This window comes from Streptococcus rubneri (assembly GCF_004785935.1).
Classification (GTDB): domain Bacteria; phylum Bacillota; class Bacilli; order Lactobacillales; family Streptococcaceae; genus Streptococcus; species Streptococcus rubneri.
Map to the genome: position 1 here is coordinate 30859 of NZ_SRRP01000003.1, position 22985 is coordinate 53843.

Consider the following 22985-nt stretch of genomic DNA (forward strand, 5'->3'; position numbering starts at 1 on the left):
GGAGAATAATGAGTAAACACCTAGTATTGGTTAGCCATGGTCGCTTTTGTGAAGAGCTCAAAGCCAGCACAGAAATGATTATGGGACCACAAGAGAACATTCACACCGTGGCCCTCTTGCCAGAGGATGGACCAGAAGAGTTTACAGCTAAGTTTGAAGCCTGTGTTGCAGACTTTGATGACTATATCGTCTTCGCAGATCTTTTAGGAGGGACTCCTTGTAACGCAGTTAGTCGCCTGATTCTTGAAGGACGCGCGATTGACCTCTACGCAGGGATGAACTTGCCAATGGTGATTGAATTTATTAACCATAGCCTTGTCGGTGGAGAAGAGAACTATCCAGAACGTGCACGTGAAAGTGTCGTGAAGGTTAACAATCTTCTATCTAGCTTTGATGACGACGAGGACGAATAAGATGCAGTAGCGTAAAAAACGCTTGACCATTTGGAATGAGGCTGGGACGATTGTCTCAGCCTCTTACCGCTTGCAAAGCGGTCACTAAAAAAGAAAAGAGGATAAGCATGCTAGACTATACAAGAGAACAATTACTTGAACTAGGAGCAGAAATCACAACTCGCGAAATCTACCAACAACCGGAAGTCTGGAAAGAAACCTATCGTCTTTATCAAGAGAAAGAAAAAGAAATCAAAGAGTTTTTAGAGACCATCGGAAAGCGTCATGGCTACATCAAGGTCATCTTGACAGGTGCGGGAACTTCAGCTTATGTTGGGGATACCTTGGTACCTTACTTACAAGAAGTACATGATGAACGGCATTGGAATTTCCAATCGATTGCGACGACCGATATCGTAGCGCATCCGCAAACCTATCTCAAAAAAAAAGTAGCGACTGTCTTGGTTTCCTTTGCACGAAGTGGCAACTCACCTGAAAGTGTCGCGACAGTTGAGTTGGCTCAACAATTGGTGGAGGATCTCTATCAAATCACCATTACCTGTGCGGAAGAAGGGAAGCTGGCCCAGCAGGCTCACGGAGATGAGCGCAATCTCTTGCTCTTGCAACCAAAAGAAACCAATGATGCCGGCTTCGCCATGACTTCTAGCTTTACCTCTATGCTCTTGACAGCCCTCTTGGTCTTTGACCCAAGCAAGGAAGAAACCAAAGAAAAACGGGTAGAAGAATTGATTCATCTGTCAGAGCGGGTCTTGGAGAAAGACCGCGAGGTCAAGGAAGTTGTAGATTTAGATTTCGAGCGCGTCATCTATCTAGGAGCAGGACCTTTCTTTGGGCTAGCTCATGAAGCTCAGCTCAAGATTTTAGAGTTAACTGCCGGTAAAATCGCGACCATGTACGAGAGTCCTGTCGGCTTCCGTCACGGTCCAAAATCCCTCATCAATGATCAGACCCTAGTCTTGGTCTTTGGCTCCATTGATCCTTACACGTGTCAGTATGATCTAGATTTGGTCGGAGAAGTAGCCGGAGATCAGATTGCCCGTCAGGTCGTTCTCTTGACGGACCAAGTTGCTGGTATTGAGCATGTACGTGAAGTTTTGGTAGAAGCTTCTGCAGACTCACTAGATATCTACCGTGCTTTCCCATACATTATCTATGGTCAATTGATTTCTCTCTTGACTTCGCTCAAGGTTCAAAATCGCCCAGACACGCCATCACCAACTGGAACGGTGAACCGTGTTGTACAAGGAGTGGTGATTCACCCTTTTCACTAGAATGAACGTTGTTGGAGGAGACAACTTGTGAAACACTATCAAAAATATCTATTTGGTCAATTGGAGGGCCAAGATGTAAAAGCTTATCGTCTCGAAAATGGCCTAGGTTATCAATTGTCTGTCATGACCTATGGGGCGACGATCTTAGAGTATGTGACACCAGACAAACAGGATCAATTCGCTAATATTGTATTGGGTTTTGACAATTTTGATGCCTATGTCGGCAATAGCCCTAAGTATGGGGCTAGCATTGGCCCAGTCGCGGGCCGGATTGCAGGGGCCAGCTTTGAGCTCAATGGTCAAACCTATCACTTGGAAGCCAATAATGGAGCCAACTGCAATCACAGTGGATCGACTGGCTGGGACAGCGCCTTGTTTAGCGTGGAGTCTGTAACGGACCAAGAGATCACTCTTTACACAGAGCGTGCAGATGGCACCGGTGGTTTCCCTGGAAATCTTAAGATCTGGGTGACCTATAGTTTGACTGAAGTAGGGGAGCTGGAAATCAGCTACCGGGTGGAAACGGACCAAGACACCTTGGTCAATCCGACCAATCACAGCTATTTTAACCTATCTGGAAACTTCACCCAGCCGATTAATGACCATGTCTTTCAAATCAACCATCAAGGGCTCTACCCTATCCATCCCGATGGTGTCCCTCTTCACACCGTGGATAGAGAAAGTCCGATCGCTCAGCATCTCTACCAAGCCATGCTTTTAGAGGATCTCTTTAAGGATGCTGATCCGCAAATCCGCCTGGTAGAAGGTTTGGATCATCCTTTTGCTCTTCCAGAAGGGCATAAAAATGCAGGCTTTTTCTACCATCAGCCGTCTGGACGCTTTTTGACCTTCAAGTCAGAAGCTCCAGCCTTGGTGGTGTATTCAGCTAACTTTGTGGATGATACTGTTTATATTGAAGGCAAACCAATGGTTCAGCACAATGGTCTGGCCTTAGAATTCCAAACCGTACCAGATGCCATTCACAGTGATCAAGCTGAAAAGGTCATCCTGAGAGCAGGGCAAGTCTTCACCAGCAAGACTAGCTACCATGCCATCGCTAAGAAATAATGAGGAAAGGGGTGGCCCGAGCAAGGATGTAGCATCCATGTTTGAGGACACCTCTTTATGGTCGAAAAAAGTTTTTAAAGATTTAAAAATACTATAAGAAAACTTTAAGAGTCCCGTCGTATACTAATACCATCATCAAAGACCTCCTAACTTTGAATGATAAAACTCCTAAAACTTTTTCATAATAATCTCCCTATAAGAGCCACCAAAACCGGTGGCTTTTTTTATGGGAGTGAGACAGAACAATTTTTTAAAATTTCTTCGCTTCCTTATTTTTTGGCTTAGGTTGAAAAGGTTCCCCAAAACTTTTCAATTGTCTCACCCCCGCATAGATCAAACAGTCTGGGAGACTGTTTGAGGTTGCGGATATAGGAAACCTCGTTTCCTCATTAGTAGGTAATCTTTGGAGATATAAGAGCGAACAAAGATACCAATCAACCACTGCGTTATGTAATTATTACTAAACCTATTTCATCTAACCAAGCCTGATAGGGACGCAGACAAACTTAGGTACGTTGACGCAGTTCGAACGGTAGTGAGAACTACGATTCTTATTTTTACGAGCATCAGCGAGTTTAGGTACGTTGACGCAATTCGAACGTTAGTGAGGACTACGATCTTTAAAAAAATTAATGAGGTGAGCTCAGAGAGTTCAACCGAATTTAGAGATAGTGATGCAGTTTGAGCGAAGCGAAAAACTACGTTTCTTAAAAAGAAACTCGGTTCCGAACACCCAACAATGAATAACTAGTGATATAAAACGAGATATGATTTTAAATCAACAGGAGGCATTATTTTTTGCTATAATAGACTGTATGAGTAGAATTTTAGACAATGAAATTATGGGCGACGAAGAGGCTGTTGAACGGACTTTACGCCCGCAATATTTACATGAATATATCGGTCAAGATAAGGTCAAGGACCAGCTGAAAATCTTTATTGAAGCGGCTAAGCTTCGAGATGAAGCACTGGATCATGTCCTTCTTTTTGGACCTCCGGGGCTGGGGAAAACAACCATGGCCTTTGTGATTGCCAATGAGCTGGGTGTTAATCTCAAGCAGACTTCAGGTCCTGTTATTGAAAAGGCTGGTGACTTGGTGGCTATCCTCAACGACCTAGAGCCGGGGGATGTTCTCTTTATCGATGAGATTCACCGCCTTCCTATGTCAGTCGAAGAAGTGCTCTACAGCGCCATGGAAGATTTTTACATCGACATTATGATTGGAGCCGGAGAGACTAGCCGGAGTGTCCATCTGGATCTCCCTCCCTTTACCTTGATTGGAGCGACGACTCGAGCGGGTATGTTGTCCAATCCCTTGCGCGCTCGCTTTGGGATTACGGGTCATATGGAATACTATGAGCAGGATGATTTGACGGAGATTATCGAGCGGACAGCTGACATCTTTGAGATGGAGATTACCCACGAGGCCGCTGAAGAGCTTTCTCTTCGTAGCCGAGGGACCCCTCGAATCGCTAACCGCTTGCTCAAGCGAGTACGTGATTTTGCCCAGATTATGGGCGATGGCTTGATTGACGACACCATTACTGACAAGGCCCTCTCTATGCTGGATGTGGACCATGAAGGATTGGACTATGTCGATCAAAAGATCCTGCGCACTATGATTGAGATGTACGGAGGAGGCCCAGTTGGGCTTGGGACCCTATCGGTCAATATTGCTGAAGAGAGGGAGACAGTAGAAGATATGTATGAGCCTTACTTGATTCAAAAAGGCTTTATCATGCGGACCCGGACAGGGCGCGTGGCGACCCGTAAGGCTTATGAACACCTGGGCTATCCCTACAATGGAGACTAAAAGAAGATGCTGACGGAAGAAGCGATAGTAGAACAGATCCAGATGGATCAAGAGATGATGGCCGTCTTGACTATTATTCGAGATCTAGGCTTGGCAGATGCATGGCTTGCAGCGGGCGCGGTGCGAAATTTCATATGGAACCAGCTCTCTGGAAGACCAGGATTTGATGCGACAACCGATATGGATCTAGTCTTTTATGATCCTACGATCAGTTATGAGGAGACTCTCCAGATTGAGCAGGGATTAAAGAAGACCTATCCCCAGTATGCTTGGGAGGTGAAAAATCAGGTTTACATGCATGGCCATAGTCCTGGGACTTATCCATACACCAGTTCTTTCGATGCTATTTCTAAGTACCCTGAGCAGTGTACGGCGATTGCAGTTCGTTTAACACCGAATCAGGAGTTGGAACTTTTTACTCCCTATGGCTTGGGAGAGCTGGAACAAATGATTGTGCAACCGACCCCTCATTTTAGAGAGGACCCAGAACGACTAGCTGTTTATCGGGAGCGGATGGCTAAAAAAGATTGGCTCCAGAAATGGCCCTCATTAGAGGTAAAAGACCTCTAAACCAAGGTAATACCTATAAGACTAGTCCGGTAATAAAGCTGGACAGTCTTTTTCTTTCTACTTGAGAATTATAATTTAATCATGCCATATTTTAGTCACATTTTGATATAATAGAAAGGAGGTGCCATCATGAAAAAAATAGTATTTGTATGTTTAGGAAATATTTGTCGAAGCCCCATGGCAGAGTTTGTCATGAAAGATTTGACAGACCAGTATGAAATCGAAAGTCGTGCCACCTCTAGCTGGGAACACGGAAATCCTATCCATAAAGGAACTCAGAAAATCTTCCGTACCCACGGGGTGCCTTATGATCTAAGGAAAACCTCTCTTCAAATCAGCGACCAAGATTTTCATACCTTTGATCTAATCCTGGGTATGGATGAAAGCAATGTTGCCGACCTCAAGCAGATGGCACCTGCCGGGACAGAACATAAGATTCACCTCTTTGCAGGAGAAAGTGTACCAGATCCATGGTATACCGGAGATTTCGAAGAAACCTATCGCCGTGTCCTAGCAGGTTGTCAAGAGTGGATCAATCGCCTAGCGGAATAGACATTCACTGCTTAGTGGAGTGACCAACTGGTGTTACAGAAATCAGCAAAGATGGATAATTTCCAGTCGGTTCTTTAAGAATCAAGATAAAATAATGTGAAAGAGCTAATGAAAAAGATACAAGAATTATACGATACCTATAAGGTTTATCTAACCAGACATCATATTGAACGTTTCTCTCTAGCAGTCATTGTCTTGTCTGCTTTGTGGGTGTTTCTTTCCTCCATTCCCCTTCGAGGTGTTTTGACCTTGGATAATGGGGCTATTCGCTATGATGGAAGTGTCGTGCGAGGCAAAATGAATGGAGAAGGAACAGTAACCTTCCAAAACGGGGATACCTACAAGGGGAACTTTGTCAATGGAACTTTCAGCGGCAAGGGAACTTTTACATCTAAAGCTGGTTGGAAATATGAGGGTGAGTTTGTCAATGGTCAACCAGAAGGCAAGGGGACCCTGACAACAGAGCAAAATGTTGTCTACAAAGGAACATTTAAACAGGGGATTTATCAAAATGCGCATTAAGTGGTTTTCGCTGGTTCGGATAACGGGTTTACTTCTCGTTCTTCTCTACCATTTCTTTCAAAAATTTTTCCCTGGAGGATTTATTGGAGTCGATATTTTCTTCACCTTCTCAGGGTTTCTGATCACGGCTCTTCTGATTGATGAGTTTGCACGTCATCAAAAAATTGATCTCAAGGGCTTTCTTAAGCGTCGTTTTTATCGGATTGTGCCACCCTTGGTTTTCATGGTCTTGCTGGTCATGCCCTTTACTTTCTTGGTGCGTCGAGATTTTATCGCAGGGATTGGGACACAAATTGCGGCTGTTTTTGGTTTTGTGACCAATTTTTATGAGATGCTTAGTGGCGGGAGTTATGAAAGTCAATTTATCCCCCATCTCTTTATCCATACGTGGAGCTTAGCTCTAGAGGTTCATTATTATGTTTTGTGGGCTCTGCTAGCTTGGTTTTTGGCTAAAAAAGCGAAAACGGTTGGCCAGTACAGAGGCTTAATATTCCTCTCTTCTGTCGGCCTCTTTCTAGTGAGCTTTATGACCTTCTTTATCGGGGCCCTCTTGACTAAGAATCTGTCCAATGTTTATTTTTCAAGTATGGCCCATATCTTCCCCTTCTTTGTGGGAAGTGCCCTAGCCACAGTGACGGGCATTACCACCGTGAGTCCCAACTTCACTAAGTTAGCAAAATCTTGGACAAGCAAGAAGGCCTTAAGCGTCTTAGGGGGAGCATTTGCGGTCTTGCTTCTATTGACCTTTATTCTTCCTTTCGATAGTATTTGGACCTATTTATTTGGCTTTTTAGTGGCGACTCTGGCTGCAGCAAGCATGATTGTAGCAACTCGTGTCTTGCATGAAAAAACACCAGACCAAAAAGAACCAGCTGTAATCTCCTTTATCGCAGATACTAGTTATGGAGTTTATCTCTTCCATTGGCCTTTTTACATCATCTTTTCTCAATTGATGACTAATGGCTGGGCCTCACTCTTGACGACGATCGTTTCCTTTAGTCTAGCAGCTTTAAGTTTTTATATTATTGAGCCTACCTTGGCTGGCCGTCAACCAAAGATTTTTGGACTGCAGATGGATCTGCGAAGCATCACGCGTCCGATTTTCTACAGTGCGATTCCTTTGACCTTGCTCATGTTTGGGATTATTCTCTTCGCCCCTCGAGTAGGAGCCTTTGATGAGAATCTCATTACCGAGGGCCTTCGCCAATCAGATAACAAGATGCAGATCACACGTAGTCAGGTCGATAATGCTTCAGCAACCTCTTATAATGTCACTGATGGGGAGACGATGATCGGAGACTCAGTCAACCTTCGAGCTTCTGATTACCTAAAAAAAGTTCTACCGGATATTCAGGTGGATGCCCTTGTCAGCCGAAATCTTGAGTCGGGCTTGAAAGTTTATGAGACAGATATCTCTAACCATGTCCTGCTAAAAAATGTTATCATCGCTCTGGGAACCAACTCATCGGATAATTATAAAGAACTCCTAGACCAGTTTGTTGAAAAGTTGCCGAAAGGCCACCGCCTGATCTTTGTCACTCCTTATGATGGACGAGAAGCAGGTGATGACAGCAGTGTAACGGTTCAGACACGGAATTATGAGCTAGAGTTGGCTAAAAAATACGACTATGTCTTTGTAGCAGACTGGTATCAGGCTGCTCTAGAAAATCCAGCTATTTGGGCTGGAACAGACAATGTCCATTTTGGACTGGAGACAGATGGTTCTATCGATATTGGCGGAGAGCTTTATGCCAATGTTGTCAAAAAAGCAGTTGAAGAAGCCAAAAAGGGGGCTATTAAGCCTTAAGGATTGGTCATCAAAATAAGCAGTCTTTTCCACAAAAAAGATTGCTTGTTTTAGCAAGCAAAAGAAAACGCTTACATAAAATTTGTGAAAATTTTAGTTTGTGAAATTTTAAAAATATTTTTATAAATAATGACTACTTTTGCAGTAAATACCTTGCTATTGGCAGAATCGGGTTGATATTTTAAATAAATTAAAAAAATCTTTGTGAATTTGTTGTGAAAGTATTTACAAAAATCTTAAAATAGAGTACAATTATATTGTGAAAAAATTAACAAATCGAAATTTCTTACACTATTCTTGAAAGTTTCTGAAAACAGGAAAATGATCTCGAAAAGGATAAGGGTTTCAAACATTGGAGGAAAGCATCAAATGGCTGATAAAAAAACTCTCTCACCTGAAGAAAAGAAACTCGCTGCTGAAAAACACGTAGACGAGTTGGTGCAAAAAGCGCTTGTTGCGCTTGAAGAAATGCGCAAATTGGATCAGGAACAAGTAGACTACATCGTTGCAAAAGCATCTGTAGCTGCTCTTGACGCACACGGTGAGCTTGCTCTTCATGCATATGAAGAAACTGGTCGTGGAGTCTTTGAAGACAAGGCGACTAAAAACTTGTTCGCTTGTGAGCACGTTGTGAACAACATGCGTCACACGAAGACAGTTGGTGTCATTTCAGAAGATGACGTCACTGGTTTGACCCTTATTGCTGAGCCAGTCGGAGTCGTTTGCGGGATCACTCCTACAACAAACCCAACTTCAACAGCAATCTTTAAAGCTTTGATTTCCTTGAAGACACGGAACCCTATCGTCTTTGCCTTCCACCCATCCGCTCAAGAATCATCCGCTCATGCGGCACAAATCGTCCGCGATGCAGCGATTAAGGCGGGAGCACCTGAAAACTGTGTGCAATGGATCACACAACCATCTATGGAAGCAACCAGTGCCCTTATGAACCATGAAGGAATTGCAACCATCCTTGCAACAGGTGGGAATGCCATGGTGAAAGCGGCCTACTCTTGCGGGAAACCAGCTCTTGGGGTAGGTGCAGGTAACGTCCCTGCTTATGTTGAAAAATCAGCCAACATCCGCCAAGCTGCACACGATATCGTCATGTCTAAATCATTTGACAACGGAATGGTCTGTGCGTCTGAACAAGCGGTCATCATCGATAAAGAGATTTATGATGAGTTTGTTGAAGAATTCAAATCTTACCACACTTACTTTGTTAACAAAAAAGAAAAAGCCCTTCTTGAAGAGTTCTGCTTCGGCGTAAAAGCCAACAGCAAAAACTGTGCGGGTGCGAAGTTGAATGCGGACATCGTTGGGAAACCAGCAGCATGGATCGCTGAACAAGCTGGCTTCTCAGTCCCAGAAGGAACCAATATCCTTGCTGCAGAATGTAAAGAAGTTGGTGAAAAAGAGCCGTTGACTCGTGAAAAATTGTCACCAGTCATTGCAGTCTTGAAATCTGAAAGCCGTGAAGACGGAATTAACAAAGCACGCCAAATGGTTGAATTCAACGGTCTTGGCCACTCAGCTGCTATCCATACAGCAGACCAAGAATTGACCAAAGAATTTGGTAAAGCAGTTAAAGCCATTCGTGTGATCTGCAACTCTCCTTCGACTTTCGGTGGTATCGGGGATGTTTACAATGCCTTCTTGCCATCATTGACACTTGGATGTGGTTCTTACGGACGCAACTCTGTTGGGGACAACGTTAGTGCCATCAACCTCTTGAATATCAAAAAAGTCGGACGCCGGAGAAATAACATGCAATGGATGAAACTACCTTCAAAAACATACTTTGAACGTGATTCAATTGAATACCTACAAAAATGTCGTGACGTTGAACGTGTCATGATCGTTACAGACCACGCTATGGTAGAGCTTGGTTTCCTTGATCGCATCATCGAACAGCTTGACCTTCGTCGCAACAAGGTGGTTTACCAAATCTTTGCAGACGTAGAACCAGATCCAGATATCACAACCGTTGAACGTGGTACAGAGATCATGCGTGCCTTCAAACCAGATACCATCGTCGCTCTCGGTGGTGGATCTCCAATGGATGCGGCTAAAGTAATGTGGCTCTTCTACGAACAACCAGAAGTGGACTTCCGTGACTTGGTTCAAAAATTCATGGATATCCGTAAACGTGCCTTCAAGTTCCCATTGCTTGGTAAGAAGACCAAATTCATTGCCATCCCAACAACATCTGGTACAGGATCTGAAGTAACACCATTTGCCGTTATCTCTGATAAAGCAAACAACCGTAAATACCCAATCGCAGACTACTCATTGACTCCAACTGTTGCCATCGTAGACCCTGCCTTGGTATTGACTGTTCCAGGATCTGTTGCAGCGGACACTGGTATGGACGTTTTGACTCACGCAACAGAAGCTTATGTATCTCAAATGGCAAGTGATTACACTGATGGTCTTGCTCTTCAAGCCATCAAACTTGTCTTCGAAAACTTGGAAAGCTCAGTGAAGAACGCGGACTTCCATTCACGCGAAAAGATGCACAATGCGTCAACTATCGCAGGTATGGCCTTCGCCAATGCCTTCCTCGGTATTTCTCACTCAATGGCCCACAAGATTGGTGCGCAATTCCACACAATTCACGGACGAACTAATGCGATCTTGCTTCCATACGTTATTCGCTACAACGGTACACGCCCAGCTAAGACAGCGACATGGCCTAAGTACAACTACTACCGTGCAGATGAGAAGTATCAAGACATCGCTCGTATGTTAGGACTTCCATGTTCTACACCAGAAGAAGCAGTAGAAGCTTATGCAAAAGCTGTTTACGAACTTGGTGAACGCGTAGGAATCCAAATGAACTTTAAAGCACAAGGAATCGATGAAAAAGAATGGAAGAAACATTCTCGCGAATTGGCCTTCCTTGCTTACGAAGATCAATGTTCGCCAGCTAACCCACGTCTTCCAATGGTAGACCATATGCAAGAAATCATCGAAGATGCTTACTATGGTTACAAAGAACGTCCAGGACGTCGTAAATAAGGCGCTACTGAACAACTGATGTTTATCAGCTATCCCTCGCTCAAAAGAGCGGGGGATTTTTCTTCATTTTAACGATAGAAATTTATTTTTGTGATCTGAAAATTATCTTTTAAAAAAATCTAATAAATATGTTGCAAGCGCTTACCTTTGTATGTTATAATATTCACAAAGAAAAACTATATTAAAATGGTTTGATGAAACCAATAAAAAGGAGTCGCTTATGAAAGCAGCAACATATGTATCCGCAGGAAATCTTCAGTTGATTGATCAACCAAAACCAGTCATCAAGAAACCGACTGATGCAATTGTGCGTTTGGTAAAAACGACCATTTGTGGAACAGACCTCCATATTTTGGGAGGAGATGTTCCAGCCTGTAAAGAAGGGACCATCCTCGGTCACGAAGGAATTGGGATTGTCGAAGAAGTAGGTGATGCGGTCACGAACTTTAAGGTTGGAGATAAGGTCATTATTTCTTGTGTAACGGCTTGTAATACCTGCTACTACTGTAAACGTGGCTTGCCATCTCACTGTGAAGATGGGGGATGGATCCTTGGTCACTTAATTAACGGAACTCAAGCAGAGTATGTTCATATCCCTCACGCAGACGGCAGTCTCTATCATGCGCCAGCTTCTGTAGATGATGAAGCCCTGGTTATGCTCTCAGATATTCTCCCAACTTCCTATGAAATTGGGGTGCTCCCATCTCATGTGAAACCTGGGGACAACGTTTGTATCGTTGGTGCAGGGCCGATCGGTTTGGCAGCTCTCTTAACCGTACAATTCTTCTCTCCAGCTACTATTATCATGGTAGACTTGTCAGAATCACGTCTCGAAGCTTCTAAGAAGTTTGGAGCTACCCATACCATCTGTTCAAGTGATATTGATGAAATCAAGGCCTTTATCAATGAAGTGACCGATGGTCGTGGTGTTGACATCTCTATGGAATGTGTGGGCTATCCAGCAACCTTCGATGTCTGCCAAAATATAATTTCTGTTGGTGGTCATATTGCCAACGTCGGAGTGCATGGGAAGCCAGTTAGTTTCAATCTTGATGATCTTTGGATTAAGAACATCACGCTCAACACTGGTTTGGTTAATGCCAATACAACTGAAATGCTTCTTAATGTCTTGAAGTCAGGTAAGATTGACGCGACGAAGTTGGTGACCCACCACTTCAAACTTTCAGAAGCAGAGAAGGCATACGAAATCTTCAAACATGCTGGTGAAAACAATGCCTTGAAAGTTATTATTGATAACGACCTCAGCTAAGAAGGCTCAATCGTTTGATGCTGAAACAAAAAGGACAGCAACAGTTTCATGTTCCTGTCCTTTTTAACAGATGTAGTAGTTGTTCTTGTCACATCTATTTACTTGCCATTCCTAATAAAACGTACTATAATATGATTAGAAATATAACATAAATAGAAAGGTGTGATCTTATGAAAGTGTTCCATTATCATCGTGAGTTCTGGTTGGACTTCCATTTCTGGCTCTTGGTCTTACTTTTAGTGGCTGTAGCTATGATGACACAGAATCCGCTTTCGGTTGTTAGCCTTGCTTATCTTGCTTTTGTAGGGATTTTGATTCTTCTTCAGGTCTTTCAACCGCAGGTGTCCAATCGCCAGCATCCAGTAGGTAGCTACCATTTCAATTGGAACTTTTATCGTGACACCAGACTGTATATTGATCTCTTTTTATTGGCTGGTCTCTTAGAAGGTCCGTTTACTTCAACGGATATAGTTTATTGGATCTTGCTTGGGGCATTCGTCGGCTCTATCGGATTTGTGTTTGTCGTAAATGAAAAACCGGTTCAAAAAATGGCCTAGTGCATTGAAAGTTCTAGAAGACATTTATTGGGGATCACTTTCCTCGATGATGAAGAGGGAGAATAGAAAAAGGTCTTGCTTCGTTCACACGAAAAAATCCTAGCTTTCTTAAAAGCTGGGATTTTTTGAACTGTTTAAGAGATGTGCAAGGAAGAACCCTCAAGGCCTTTAGTCCTTGCTTAGTGGGCCCCACGTTTACGGGCATATTCATCAAAGGCTCCGGCAAAGGTCCCCATGATGAGAGGGGTGGCGATTAGTCCAACAGCCAGCCAGACGGATCCTCCATCCACTTGACTGAGTTCCTGCTCGGATAAGCTTTTAAAACGTGTTTCTTCGAGTTTCATGCTTGCTCCTTTCTAGTGCATGATGCCGTTGACGATGCTACGACCGAAATCACGCCCCGAATTGTATAAAATGTTCCAGGTCTGTACGATAAACTTGGCCGAATCAAAGACGGATCCTCCTCCGTCAATGGTGGCTAGTTCTGCCTCAGTCAGGCAGGTGTAATGGAAACTTGTATCCATCGGTGTCCTCCTTAATGTAAAATCGTGTAGAGTAAGTCGATAGCCTCATTCAAAATAGTGAAAGCAACCATAAAGGCAATGGCAAATTTAGGAAAGTAGCCTTCTACCTGTTTGGGGTCTTTCTTATCTAGAATGCAGTATCCTGTCAAAAGGATGAGGGTGATAAAGGGCAGAGAAATCATAGAAATGCCTCCTTTTAGAAGAATTTCTTTTTGATATCTTTGCCAATTGTATAGGATAGAGCGACGAGGGCAACGCAGACTCCTGCTGAAACTACTGCTCCGCCACTAACATCGACCAGTTCATCTTCCGTCAAGGTTACAAAGTTTTGTGTGAATTCTGTTGTCATTTAGTTTTCCTTTTTATTTTTTACTTGGTTTAGGGTAGCATCGACTGCCAAATAGATTGTAGCTGCAATGGCTAAATTAATATTGGGTTGAAATGCAATCAGATGTGCATCGTGTAACATGGTTAATCCGATAATGAAGGCGAAAATAATGGTGTGTAAATGTCGTTTCATAAGCCTTATCCTAAAATGAAGCCGAGAGCAAGTCCTCCGAGGATGCATCCTCCGTAGACGATAAAAGGTGCTACCCCACCGTTGACATGAGTTAACTCTTCATCTGTCAGAGTAGTGAATTGATTGTCAATCAGTTGATTTGTTTGTGTCATAAGCTATCTCCTTTTCTAATGTATTGTCTGTTATTACTTTCTTTGGCAACTACTTAAAGTCAAAAGTCCAAGAGGAATCAAGATGAAAGGGAGGAAACCTCCCGTGCATTCTTCTAGTTCAGCGTCGTTTAGTTTTGAAAACTTTTTATCAATTGTTGTCATGATATTTCCTTTCTGTTAGAGCACATTGGCTAGCGTTTTTCCTAGTTCGTAGCCTACTTGATAGATGCCATACATCAAAACGGGTGCTAGAATGCTAGCGAGTATGATGAGTGCCTTTTTCTTTTTATTCCATTTTTTCATACAGCCTCCTTATAACATGATTAACGAGAGGAAAAGTAATAGAATAAAAGCTTGTGTATTCTTTTTCATATTAGGTATTCCCTTTCCTTATTTATTTTCGGAAGAAGTAATACAAAAACCATGGGATGATAATGGGAGTATAGTACATCTGTGGTCCTCCTTTCTTTTTGATTGGTCACTTATATTATTCGTAGAAAGTCTGAAAAATTTTTAAAATAATTGATTTTTTTCAAAAATGAGTGGAGTGTCTTTCCTCTGAAACTAGTTTCAGAGGAAAGAGAGGATAGTTTAAAACATGAAACTATTATCATTTTAGTCAGTTAATATTGTAAGCGCTTCAAAAATACTATATAATAACTTTACAAGTACTCGAGTTGTCGTAATAAACAAAGGAGATGGAATGTATGTCCAAGATCACGAAAGAAGAATTGATTCAACAGATCAAAGACGGCATTATCGTTTCTTGTCAGGCGCTTCCTCATGAACCTCTCTATACAGAGGCAGGAGGTGTGATCCCTCTCTTGGTCAAAGCGGCTGAGCAGGGAGGAGCGATTGGAATCCGGGCTAATAGCGTCCGCGATATCAAAGAAATCAAGGAAGTGACAAAACTTCCAATTATCGGGATTATCAAGAGAGATTATCCTCCTGAAGAACCATTCATAACTGCTACCATGAAAGAAGTAGATGAGTTGGCAGCACTAGATATCGCAGTTATTGCACTGGATTGTACCAAACGTCCGCGTCACGATGGGCTCTCGATTGTCGACTTTATTTATCAGGTGAAAGAAAAGTATCCTGACCAGCTGCTCATGGCCGATATTAGTACCTTTGAAGAAGGGGTGACTGCTGCGGAAGCTGGAGTTGACTTTGTCGGAACGACCTTATCAGGCTACACAGATTACAGCCCGAAAGTAGACGGACCAGATATCGAGTTAATTCGCCAACTCTGTCAAGCAGGAGTCGATGTCATCGCTGAGGGCAAGATTCACTATCCAGCACAGGTCAAAGAAATTCACGACCTAGGCGTGAGAGGAATTGTTGTCGGAGGTGCCATCACACGGCCAAAGGAAATCACAGAACGATTTGTCGCAGCTTTACATTAACTAATAAAGAATAGAAAAATATGGAGGCAGGAAGCTAGAGCAGAGTGATCCGGTAAAACAGAAAATAAATATGCTGACGTCCTCGTCGAGGATATACCCATGTAAGAGCAATCTTACCGCAAACGTGAGGAGAAAATCACATGAAAATGAAAAAAGTACTGTACTCGTTGGTAGCTGGTGCAGCGGTGCTTGCACTTGCAGCTTGTGGATCTGGAGGAGGATCTAAATCCGAATCTTCAAGTGATAACTCTGGTAAAACAGAAATCACTTGGTGGGCCTTCCCAGTCTTTACTCAAGAGAAAGCTGATGATGGCGTAGGAACCTACGAAAAATCTATTATCGAAGCCTTCGAAAAAGCAAATCCAGATATTAAAGTGAAGTTGGAAACCATTGACTTCAAATCTGGTCCTGAAAAAATCACGACAGCAATCGAAGCTGGAACTGCTCCAGATGTGCTCTTTGACGCACCAGGGCGGATCATCCAATACGGTAAAAATGGGAAATTGGCAGACTTGAACGATTTGTTCACTGATGATTTCGTAAAAGATGTCAACAACGACAATATCATCCAAGCTAGTAAAGCTGGAGACACTGCTTACATGTATCCAATCAGTTCTGCACCATTCTACATGGCCATGAACAAGAAAATGTTGGAAGATGCTGGGGTTCTAGACCTTGTCAAAGAAGGCTGGACAACTGATGATTTTGAAAAAGTCTTGAAAGCCTTAAAAGATAAAGGTTACACACCAGGATCGCTCTTCAGTAATGGTCAAGGTGGAGACCAAGGTACTCGTGCCTTTATCGCCAACCTTTACGGTGGTTCTGTAACAGATGAAAAAGTAACCAAGTATACAACAGATGATCCAAAATTTGTCAAAGGTTTGGACAAGGCGTCTAAATGGATTAAAGACGGTTTGATGATGAACGGCTCTCAATTCGATGGTGGAGCAGACATCCAAAACTTTGCAAATGGTCAAACTTCTTACACCATCTTGTGGGCACCAAGTCAAAATGGTATCCAAGCTAAATTGTTGGAAGCAAGTAAAGTAGAAGTTGTGGAAGTACCATTCCCATCTGATTCAGGAAAACCTAAATTGGAATACCTTGTCAATGGATTTGCAGTCTTCAATAACAAGGATGAAAAGAAAGTAGCAGCAGCCAAGAAGTTTATTCAATTTATTGCTGATGACAAAGAATGGGGTCCAAAAGACGTTGTTCGTACAGGAGCATTCCCAGTTCGTAACTCATTTGGTAAGTTGTACGATGACAAACGGATGGAAACCATCAGCACTTGGACTCAATACTACTCACCATACTACAACACAATCGATGGCTTTGCAGAAATGCGTACACTTTGGTTCCCAATGTTGCAATCTGTTTCAAACGGAGATGAAAAAGCAGAAGATGCTTTGAAGACATTCACCGAAAAAGCGAACGAAACGATCAAGAAATAATCGATCATCTATGAAACTCAAATGATCCTTTCATAGAAATAAGAAAGCATAGGCCCCCTCGGTTTCTTATCTCCATGTGTAGATTGAAAGAGGGGGCCTTATGTTCTCATTCTTCTATTAATCTTATGCAGGAAGAGGAGCTCTGATCACTTCGCGCATAAGCTTAAGGGAATAACTATAGAAAAAGAACATCAGGAGGTGCCTTGCTGTGAAGGTAAATAAAATCCGAATGCGGGAGACACTGGTTTCCTACGCATTCTTAGCACCCATTTTAATCTTCTTTATTGTCTTTGTATTAGCACCGATGATTATGGGCTTCATTACTAGTTTCTTTAACTACTCTATGACCTCCTTTGAATTTATCGGCCTTGATAATTACAAACGGATGTTTAGTGATGAGGTTTTTATCAAATCCTTGATTAATACTGTGATCATCGTAATTGGGTCCGTGCCAATCGTAGTACTTTTCTCCCTCTTTGTAGCATCACAAACCTATCACCAAAATGCCATTGCTCGTTCCTTCTACCGTTTCGTTTTCTTCCTTCCTGTTGTTACTGGGAGTGTTGCTGTAACGGTTGTATGGAAATGGATTTATGATCCGCTATCAGGTATTTTGAACTTTGTCCTCAAATCAGGTCATGTCATCGACCAAAATATTTCTTGGTTAGGGGATAAGCACTGGGCTTTGATGGCTATCATTATCATCTTGTTGACAACTTCTGTTGGTCAGCCGATCATCCTCTACATCGCGGCTATGGGGAATATCGATAATTCACTTGTAGAAGCAGCACGTGTAGATGGTGCGACTGAACTCCAAGTTTTCTGGAAGATTAAATGGCCGAGCTTGTTGCCAACAACCTTATACATTGCCATCATTACGACCATTAACTCTTTCCAATGTTTCGCCTTGATCCAATTATTGACATCCGGTGGGCCAAACTACTCAACTAGTACTCTGATGTACTACCTCTACGAAAAAGCCTTTAAACTGTCTGAATATGGTTACGCCAACACTATGGGTGTCTTCTTGGCGGTGATGATTGCCATTATCAGTTTTGCGCAATTCAAGATCCTCGGAAACGACGTAGAATACTAAAGAAAGGAGCCTCAGATGAAACCAACACAAAAGAAACCAATCACTGCCTTTACAGTGATTTCAACCATCATTTTGCTCCTTTTAACAGTCTTGTTCATTTTCCCTTTCTATTGGATTTTAACAGGAGCTTTCAAGTCTCAACCGGATACGATTATGATCCCACCTCAGTGGTGGCCAAAGACACCAACCATGGAAAACTTCCAACAGTTGATGGTGCAAAACCCAGCCCTACAATGGTTGTGGAACAGTGTCTTTATCTCCCTTGCAACCATGCTCTTGGTTTGTATGACGTCTTCCTTGGCCGGCTATGTTTTGGCTAAGAAACGTTTCTATGGTCAGCGGATTCTCTTTGCCATCTTCATCGCAGCTATGGCTCTGCCGAAACAAGTTGTCTTAGTTCCATTGGTGCGGATTATCAATTTCATGGGAATCCACGATACTCTTGCGGCCGTTATCCTACCATTGGTGGGATGGCCATTCGGGGTCTTCTTGATGAAACAATTTAGTGAAAATATTCCAACGGAACTCTTAGAATCTGCTAAGATTGATGGTTGTGGGGAATTGCGGACCTTCTGGAGCGTTGCCTTCCCGATTGTCAAGCCGGGATTTGCGGCACTTGCTATCTTCACCTTCATCAACACTTGGAACGACTACTTTATGCAATTGGTAATGCTGACCTCTCGTCAAAACCTGACTATTTCACTAGGGGTTGCGACCATGCAGGCCGAAATGGCGACCAACTATGGTTTGATCATGGCAGGTGCAGCCATGGCGGCGGTGCCAATTGTTACGGTCTTCCTTGTCTTCCAAAAATCCTTCACACAAGGAATCACTATGGGAGCGGTTAAAGGATAAGTTGTCCGCTTGGACAAACGATAGTTGTGTACAGATACTTTTTTCTAGGCTGAGAGGTGTAGGGTTCTTATGGGCTCCGCGCCTCATCAGTGCCCTAGAAGGGCTGGGGAAGAAACCACTTGTTTTCTTTTCTCGTCATTAAAAAGTGCTGAAAGGATAGAGTATGATATTCGATGATTTAAAAAACATCACTTTTTACAAAGGAATCCATCCAAATTTGGATAAGGCTATTGATTTTCTCTATGAGCACCGGAAGGATTCTTTTGAGCTGGGGAAATATGATATCGACGATGACAAGGTCTTCCTAGTTGTCCAAGAAAACACCCTCAATAAAGAAGAAAATAATCGCTTTGAGCATCATAAAAAATATGCAGATTTGCATTTATTGGTAGAAGGGCACGAGTATTCAGCTTATGGATCGCGGATCAAAGATGAAGCTCAGGCCTTTGATGAAGCTTCGGATATTGGCTTTGTTCATTGCCAGGAATCTTATCCGCTTCATCTGGGCTATCATAATTTTGCCATTTTCTTCCCAGGTGAGCCTCACCAGCCCAATGGCTATGCAGGTCAAGAGGAAGTGGTTCGAAAACACTTATATAAAATCTTGATTGATTAGAAGTAACAGAAGGGAGACAGCATGTCGCAAAAGGGAGCAGGATTAATCAAAACTGTTTTTGATACGGACAATCTAGTGATGCGTATCAGTGAAAAAATTTTAGATTTGGTGACGGTCAACCTCCTTTTTGTACTGACCTGTCTGCCAATTGTTACTATTGGAATTGCGAAAATTAGTTTGTATCAGACCTTGTTTGATATCAAACACCAGCGTAGAGTTCCAGTGATTCGCAAATATAGTCGAGCCTTTAAAGAAAACTGGAAGCTGGGGCTTCAATTGGGGGCGATTGAGTTGCTTGTGTCAGGCATTTGCCTGTTGGATCTCCTCCTTCTTTGGAACCAAACAGCCTTGCCGATGCACGGGATCAAAGCGCTTTGTCTTGGCCTCTTCCTCTTTATGGTCTTGGTCTTGTTAGCGGCTTATCCGCTGGCAGCACGCTACCAACTAACCTGGAGGGACTGCCTTCAAAAAGCCCTATTAGTTACAGGGCTTCACTTCCCTTGGTTTTTCGTGATGGGAGGAATCTTGTTACTCCTTATTATGGTGTTAGCGACCTCTGTCTTGGCCTTCCTATTAGGAGGAATGGTTTTTTTCTTAATTGGATTTTCAAGCTTGGCTTACTTCCAAGTAGGCTTGATGGAAAAGATTTTTGCTCGTTATAAAGAATAAAAAGAAAAGTTTTAGGATGTAGTGAATAGAAAAGGAGAAAAAATGTCACATTTAAAAAAATATGAAGGGGTCATCCCAGCTTTTTACGCCTGCTATGATGACCAGGGGGAGATCAGTCCAGAGAGAGTGCGCTCTCTGGTGGAGTATTTTATCGAGAAAGGTGTGCAGGGCTTGTATGTCAACGGATCTTCTGGCGAATGTATCTACCAGAGCGTGGAAGATCGCAAGCTAGTCTTGGAAGAAGTCATGGCGGTGGCTAAAGGAAAATTGACCATCATCGCTCACGTAGCCTGCAACAATACCAAGGATAGCGTTGAATTGGCACGACATGCAGAAGAGTTAGGGGTTGATGCCATTGCAGCCATTCCGCCGATTTACTTCCGATTGCCAGAGTATAGTGTTGCCCACTACTGGAATGAAATCAGCGCAGCAGCGCCAAAGACAGACTTTGTCATCTACAATATCCCGCAATTGGCAGGGGTAGCTTTGACCCCGAGTCTTTATAAAGAAATGTTGAAAAATCCACGGGTCATTGGGGTGAAAAACTCTTCGATGCCGGTGCAGGATATTCAAACCTTTGCTTCTTTAGGTGGTGAAGACCACATCGTCTTTAATGGTCCGGATGAGCAATTCTTAGGTGGCCGTCTCATGGGAGCAGGAGCTGGTATTGGAGGTACCTACGGAGCTATGCCGGAATTGTTCTTGAGACTCAATCAACTGATTGCAGAGAAAGACTTGGAGCAAGCGCGTGACTTGCAATTTGCCATCAATGATATTATTGGAGTCTTGACTTCTGCTCATGGAAATATGTATGGGGTGATTAAGGAAGTATTGCGGATTAACGAAGGGTTGGAATTAGGCTCTGTGCGTTGCCCATTAACGCCAGTGACTGAAGCAGACCAGGAAGTGGTTCAAAAAGCAGCTAGCTTGATCTGTGAGGTTAAGAAACGTTTTCTCTAAATAAGGAATAAAAATCGGAAAGGAGAGGTGTATGACCTATTACCTAGCGATTGATATCGGTGGAACCAATATCAAATATGGTCTAATCGACGAAGAGGAAAATTTGATTGAGTCCCACGAGATGCCAACAGAGGCTGAACAAGGTGGACCTGGAATTCTTAGGAAGACCAAAGCTCTGGTAGAATCTTACCTCGAAGAAAATAATATTCTTGGAGTCTGTATTTCTTCAGCTGGCATGGTGGATCCAGATAAGGGAGAAATCTTTTATGCAGGCCCTCAGATTCCTAATTATGCCGGGACTCAGTTCAAAAAAGAAATTGAGGAAGCTTATCAAATTCCCTGCGAGATTGAAAATGATGTGAATTGTGCTGGTTTAGCAGAAGTCATGTCAGGGAATGGGCAGGGCGCTCAAGTCGCTGTCTGTTTAACCGTTGGTACGGGAATCGGTGGCTGTCTCTTGATTAATGGAGAGATTTTCCATGGCTTTAGTAATTCCGCCTGTGAAGTAGGCTACCTTCATCTCCAAGATGGAGCCTTCCAGGATTTAGCTTCCACAACTGCTCTGGTAGACTACGTTGCAAGCCAGCATGGGGATCCCGTAGAACAATGGAGTGGTCGTAGAATTTTCAAGGAAGCGACCCAAGGAAATACCATCTGTATGGCGGGAATCGATCGAATGGTTGACTATCTCGGCATAGGCCTTGCCAATATCTGTTATGTGGTCAACCCTCAGGTGGTCATTCTTGGTGGTGGGGTTATGGGACAAGAAGCGATATTGAAACCAAAAATTTCAGCTGCTCTTAAGGCCTCCCTGGTTCCAAGCTTAGCAGATAAAATGCAACTGGAGTTTGCTCGTCATCAAAATACAGCGGGTATGATAGGAGCCTACTACCATTTCAAACAAAAGCAATCTAGCCGAAAAGAAGTATAAAAATGCTCGCGCAATTTGCGCGAGCATTTTATATCTAGTAACTAAACCAGCAAAAAAGAGAAAATCTCTCGGAGCTAACTCCGCTTAAGAAAGTTATCGTTTGCGAGAGTCATAGCCATTGAGTTTTTTGTTTTCCCAATAGCTGTTAAAAATTCTTTCCTTGCGTTCCCGATCCATTTCTAGGAAATGAGCATAAATCAAATCAATAGCTGGCAAGAAAGGAAGAGTAGCTGTAATACGATCGATGTAGGTGCTACCTGGTAGGGGAGCCACCGGTAATATTTCGGTAAAAGCCTCCTTGATAGTAGCTGGTTTCGCAGTGAGGAGGACAGTTTTGGCCCCCATTTCTTTAGCATCCAAGAGACTATGAATAATAGAGCGAGTGGTCCCTGAGAGGGAGAAGGCAATGACCAGACAAGACTCGTCTAAGATGCTGGTCGTCCAAGCAAAGCCATCCTGGTCAGTTAGGGCTTCACAGACCACCCCTAGTCGGAGAAAGCGAAGCTTCATTTCTGAGGCAACTAGACCGGAACTTCCTTTTCCAAAGAAATAGACACGTCCAGCCTGAGCAATGAGCTGAGCGATTTCCTTGATTTGTTCATCTTTGGCTAGGTTTTCGGTTGCCTGTAGGACTTGTTTGTAACGACGTAAGACATCTTGTGTTAGTTCGTCATGGGGCGTTTCTAATTTTTTTGATTTAGTTTCTTCGTTAAAGTGGTAGATAAACTCACGATAACCAGTGAAGCCACATTTTTGAGAAAAACGGGTCAAGGCTGCCTTGGATACGTGTAAGAGTTGGGTTACTCTAGAAGAGGAAAGGGAGTGCTGCTGTGCTTCAGGGGACAAAAAATAGCGGGCGATGTCTAACTCTAGCTCAGTCATTTCTGCTTGATGACTCGTAATGATATTCCGAAGATCTTGATCTTGTTTCACAGCT

28 protein-coding genes are annotated in these 22985 nt (G+C 43.1%); 19 read left to right on the forward strand and 9 right to left on the reverse strand.

The annotated features are described in order from the left end of the window. Nucleotides 1-8 precede the first annotated feature (8 nt). The 11 genes from E5S68_RS09995 to E5S68_RS10055 all read left to right on the forward strand — a co-directional run bounded on the left by E5S68_RS09995 (nt 9) and on the right by E5S68_RS10055 (nt 12865). Nucleotides 9-413 (forward strand): PTS sugar transporter subunit IIA, encoded by a 405-nt coding sequence (locus E5S68_RS09995; RefSeq protein ID WP_135783432.1) that lies wholly within the window; start codon nt 9-11, stop codon nt 411-413. 107 nt (nt 414-520) lie between these two features. Continuing rightward, nucleotides 521-1684: an SIS domain-containing protein gene (locus E5S68_RS10000; protein WP_135783433.1), complete on the forward strand. Its 1164-nt coding sequence runs from the start codon at nt 521-523 to the stop codon at nt 1682-1684. 27 nt (nt 1685-1711) lie between these two features. Then, entirely contained in the window at nt 1712-2752 is a 1041-nt protein-coding gene (locus E5S68_RS10005) for an aldose epimerase family protein (protein ID WP_135783434.1), read from the forward strand. 815 nt (nt 2753-3567) lie between these two features. Beyond that, on the forward strand, nt 3568-4566 hold the full coding sequence (gene ruvB, locus E5S68_RS10020) for a Holliday junction branch migration DNA helicase RuvB (RefSeq protein WP_135783435.1): 999 nt from the start codon (nt 3568-3570) through the stop codon (nt 4564-4566). 6 nt (nt 4567-4572) lie between these two features. Next, nucleotides 4573-5136 carry a nucleotidyltransferase family protein gene (locus E5S68_RS10025; protein WP_135783436.1) on the forward strand — a complete coding sequence of 188 codons (564 nt, stop codon included), beginning with the start codon at nt 4573-4575 and terminating at the stop codon, nt 5134-5136. A gap of 129 nt (nt 5137-5265) precedes the next feature. Continuing rightward, entirely contained in the window at nt 5266-5688 is a 423-nt protein-coding gene (locus E5S68_RS10030) for a low molecular weight protein-tyrosine-phosphatase (protein ID WP_135783437.1), read from the forward strand. A 108-nt stretch (nt 5689-5796) separates the two neighbouring features. Continuing rightward, nucleotides 5797-6210, forward strand: a complete 414-nt coding sequence (locus E5S68_RS10035; protein ID WP_135783438.1) for an MORN repeat-containing protein — start codon at nt 5797-5799, stop codon at nt 6208-6210. Beyond that, a complete protein-coding gene (locus tag E5S68_RS10040) occupies nt 6200-8017 on the forward strand; it encodes an acyltransferase family protein (protein ID WP_135783439.1) in 1818 nt (605 codons plus the stop codon). The genes E5S68_RS10035 and E5S68_RS10040 overlap by 11 nt, the downstream gene beginning before the upstream one ends. Before the next feature lie 369 nt (nt 8018-8386). Next, nucleotides 8387-11038 (forward strand): bifunctional acetaldehyde-CoA/alcohol dehydrogenase, encoded by a 2652-nt coding sequence (gene adhE / locus E5S68_RS10045; protein ID WP_135783440.1) that lies wholly within the window; start codon nt 8387-8389, stop codon nt 11036-11038. Between the two features lie 220 nt (nt 11039-11258). Continuing rightward, nucleotides 11259-12308: a zinc-dependent alcohol dehydrogenase family protein gene (locus E5S68_RS10050; RefSeq protein ID WP_023027479.1), complete on the forward strand. Its 1050-nt coding sequence runs from the start codon at nt 11259-11261 to the stop codon at nt 12306-12308. Nucleotides 12309-12478: 170 nt separating this feature from the next. Beyond that, nucleotides 12479-12865: an ABC transporter permease gene (locus tag E5S68_RS10055; RefSeq protein WP_135783441.1), complete on the forward strand. Its 387-nt coding sequence runs from the start codon at nt 12479-12481 to the stop codon at nt 12863-12865. 179 nt (nt 12866-13044) lie between these two features. Here E5S68_RS10055 and E5S68_RS10060 read toward each other — a convergent pair whose 3' ends face one another. From E5S68_RS10060 to E5S68_RS10820, 8 genes are read right to left on the reverse strand one after another with little or no spacing between them, the layout of a single operon-like run. Further along, entirely contained in the window at nt 13045-13209 is a 165-nt protein-coding gene (locus E5S68_RS10060; protein ID WP_135783442.1) for a class IIb bacteriocin, lactobin A/cerein 7B family, read from the reverse strand. A gap of 12 nt (nt 13210-13221) precedes the next feature. Beyond that, entirely contained in the window at nt 13222-13389 is a 168-nt protein-coding gene (locus E5S68_RS10065; protein ID WP_135783443.1) for an alcohol dehydrogenase, read from the reverse strand. An 11-nt stretch (nt 13390-13400) separates the two neighbouring features. Further along, nucleotides 13401-13571: a hypothetical protein gene (locus E5S68_RS10595; RefSeq protein ID WP_167470864.1), complete on the reverse strand. Its 171-nt coding sequence runs from the start codon at nt 13569-13571 to the stop codon at nt 13401-13403. Between the two features lie 14 nt (nt 13572-13585). Then, nucleotides 13586-13738: a class IIb bacteriocin, lactobin A/cerein 7B family gene (locus E5S68_RS10070; RefSeq protein ID WP_125329991.1), complete on the reverse strand. Its 153-nt coding sequence runs from the start codon at nt 13736-13738 to the stop codon at nt 13586-13588. Next, nucleotides 13739-13909 carry a hypothetical protein gene (locus E5S68_RS10600; protein WP_167470865.1) on the reverse strand — a complete coding sequence of 57 codons (171 nt, stop codon included), beginning with the start codon at nt 13907-13909 and terminating at the stop codon, nt 13739-13741. 5 nt (nt 13910-13914) lie between these two features. After that, nucleotides 13915-14061 (reverse strand): class IIb bacteriocin, lactobin A/cerein 7B family, encoded by a 147-nt coding sequence (locus tag E5S68_RS10075; protein ID WP_135783444.1) that lies wholly within the window; start codon nt 14059-14061, stop codon nt 13915-13917. 33 nt (nt 14062-14094) lie between these two features. Further along, nucleotides 14095-14223, reverse strand: a complete 129-nt coding sequence (locus tag E5S68_RS10815; RefSeq protein ID WP_267910575.1) for a hypothetical protein — start codon at nt 14221-14223, stop codon at nt 14095-14097. A gap of 15 nt (nt 14224-14238) precedes the next feature. After that, complete coding sequence (locus E5S68_RS10820) at nt 14239-14364, reverse strand: hypothetical protein (RefSeq protein WP_267910574.1); 126 nt, start codon at nt 14362-14364, stop codon at nt 14239-14241. Between the two features lie 404 nt (nt 14365-14768). Between E5S68_RS10820 and E5S68_RS10080 the strand changes: the two genes are divergently transcribed. The 8 genes from E5S68_RS10080 (at nt 14769) to E5S68_RS10115 (ending at nt 22048) form a co-directional block, all read left to right on the forward strand. Continuing rightward, nucleotides 14769-15467, forward strand: a complete 699-nt coding sequence (locus tag E5S68_RS10080; protein ID WP_135783445.1) for an N-acetylmannosamine-6-phosphate 2-epimerase — start codon at nt 14769-14771, stop codon at nt 15465-15467. A gap of 140 nt (nt 15468-15607) precedes the next feature. Beyond that, entirely contained in the window at nt 15608-16921 is a 1314-nt protein-coding gene (locus tag E5S68_RS10085) for an extracellular solute-binding protein (RefSeq protein ID WP_135783446.1), read from the forward strand. A 208-nt stretch (nt 16922-17129) separates the two neighbouring features. Next, nucleotides 17130-18017, forward strand: coding sequence for a carbohydrate ABC transporter permease (locus tag E5S68_RS10090; RefSeq protein ID WP_135783447.1), 888 nt, complete (start codon nt 17130-17132; stop codon nt 18015-18017). A gap of 15 nt (nt 18018-18032) precedes the next feature. Beyond that, nucleotides 18033-18872, forward strand: a complete 840-nt coding sequence (locus E5S68_RS10095) for a carbohydrate ABC transporter permease (protein WP_135783448.1) — start codon at nt 18033-18035, stop codon at nt 18870-18872. Nucleotides 18873-19035: 163 nt separating this feature from the next. After that, nucleotides 19036-19488, forward strand: coding sequence for a NanQ anomerase/TabA/YiaL family protein (locus E5S68_RS10100; RefSeq protein WP_135783449.1), 453 nt, complete (start codon nt 19036-19038; stop codon nt 19486-19488). A gap of 21 nt (nt 19489-19509) precedes the next feature. Beyond that, nucleotides 19510-20157 (forward strand): DUF624 domain-containing protein, encoded by a 648-nt coding sequence (locus E5S68_RS10105; protein WP_135783450.1) that lies wholly within the window; start codon nt 19510-19512, stop codon nt 20155-20157. 42 nt (nt 20158-20199) lie between these two features. Next, nucleotides 20200-21117 (forward strand): dihydrodipicolinate synthase family protein, encoded by a 918-nt coding sequence (locus E5S68_RS10110; RefSeq protein ID WP_135783451.1) that lies wholly within the window; start codon nt 20200-20202, stop codon nt 21115-21117. Between the two features lie 31 nt (nt 21118-21148). Next, complete coding sequence (locus E5S68_RS10115; RefSeq protein WP_135783452.1) at nt 21149-22048, forward strand: ROK family protein; 900 nt, start codon at nt 21149-21151, stop codon at nt 22046-22048. Nucleotides 22049-22141: 93 nt separating this feature from the next. On the opposite strand, the gene E5S68_RS10120 is transcribed toward E5S68_RS10115, so the two are convergent. Then, nucleotides 22142-22981 (reverse strand): MurR/RpiR family transcriptional regulator, encoded by an 840-nt coding sequence (locus tag E5S68_RS10120; RefSeq protein ID WP_135783453.1) that lies wholly within the window; start codon nt 22979-22981, stop codon nt 22142-22144. Nucleotides 22982-22985 lie beyond the last annotated feature (4 nt).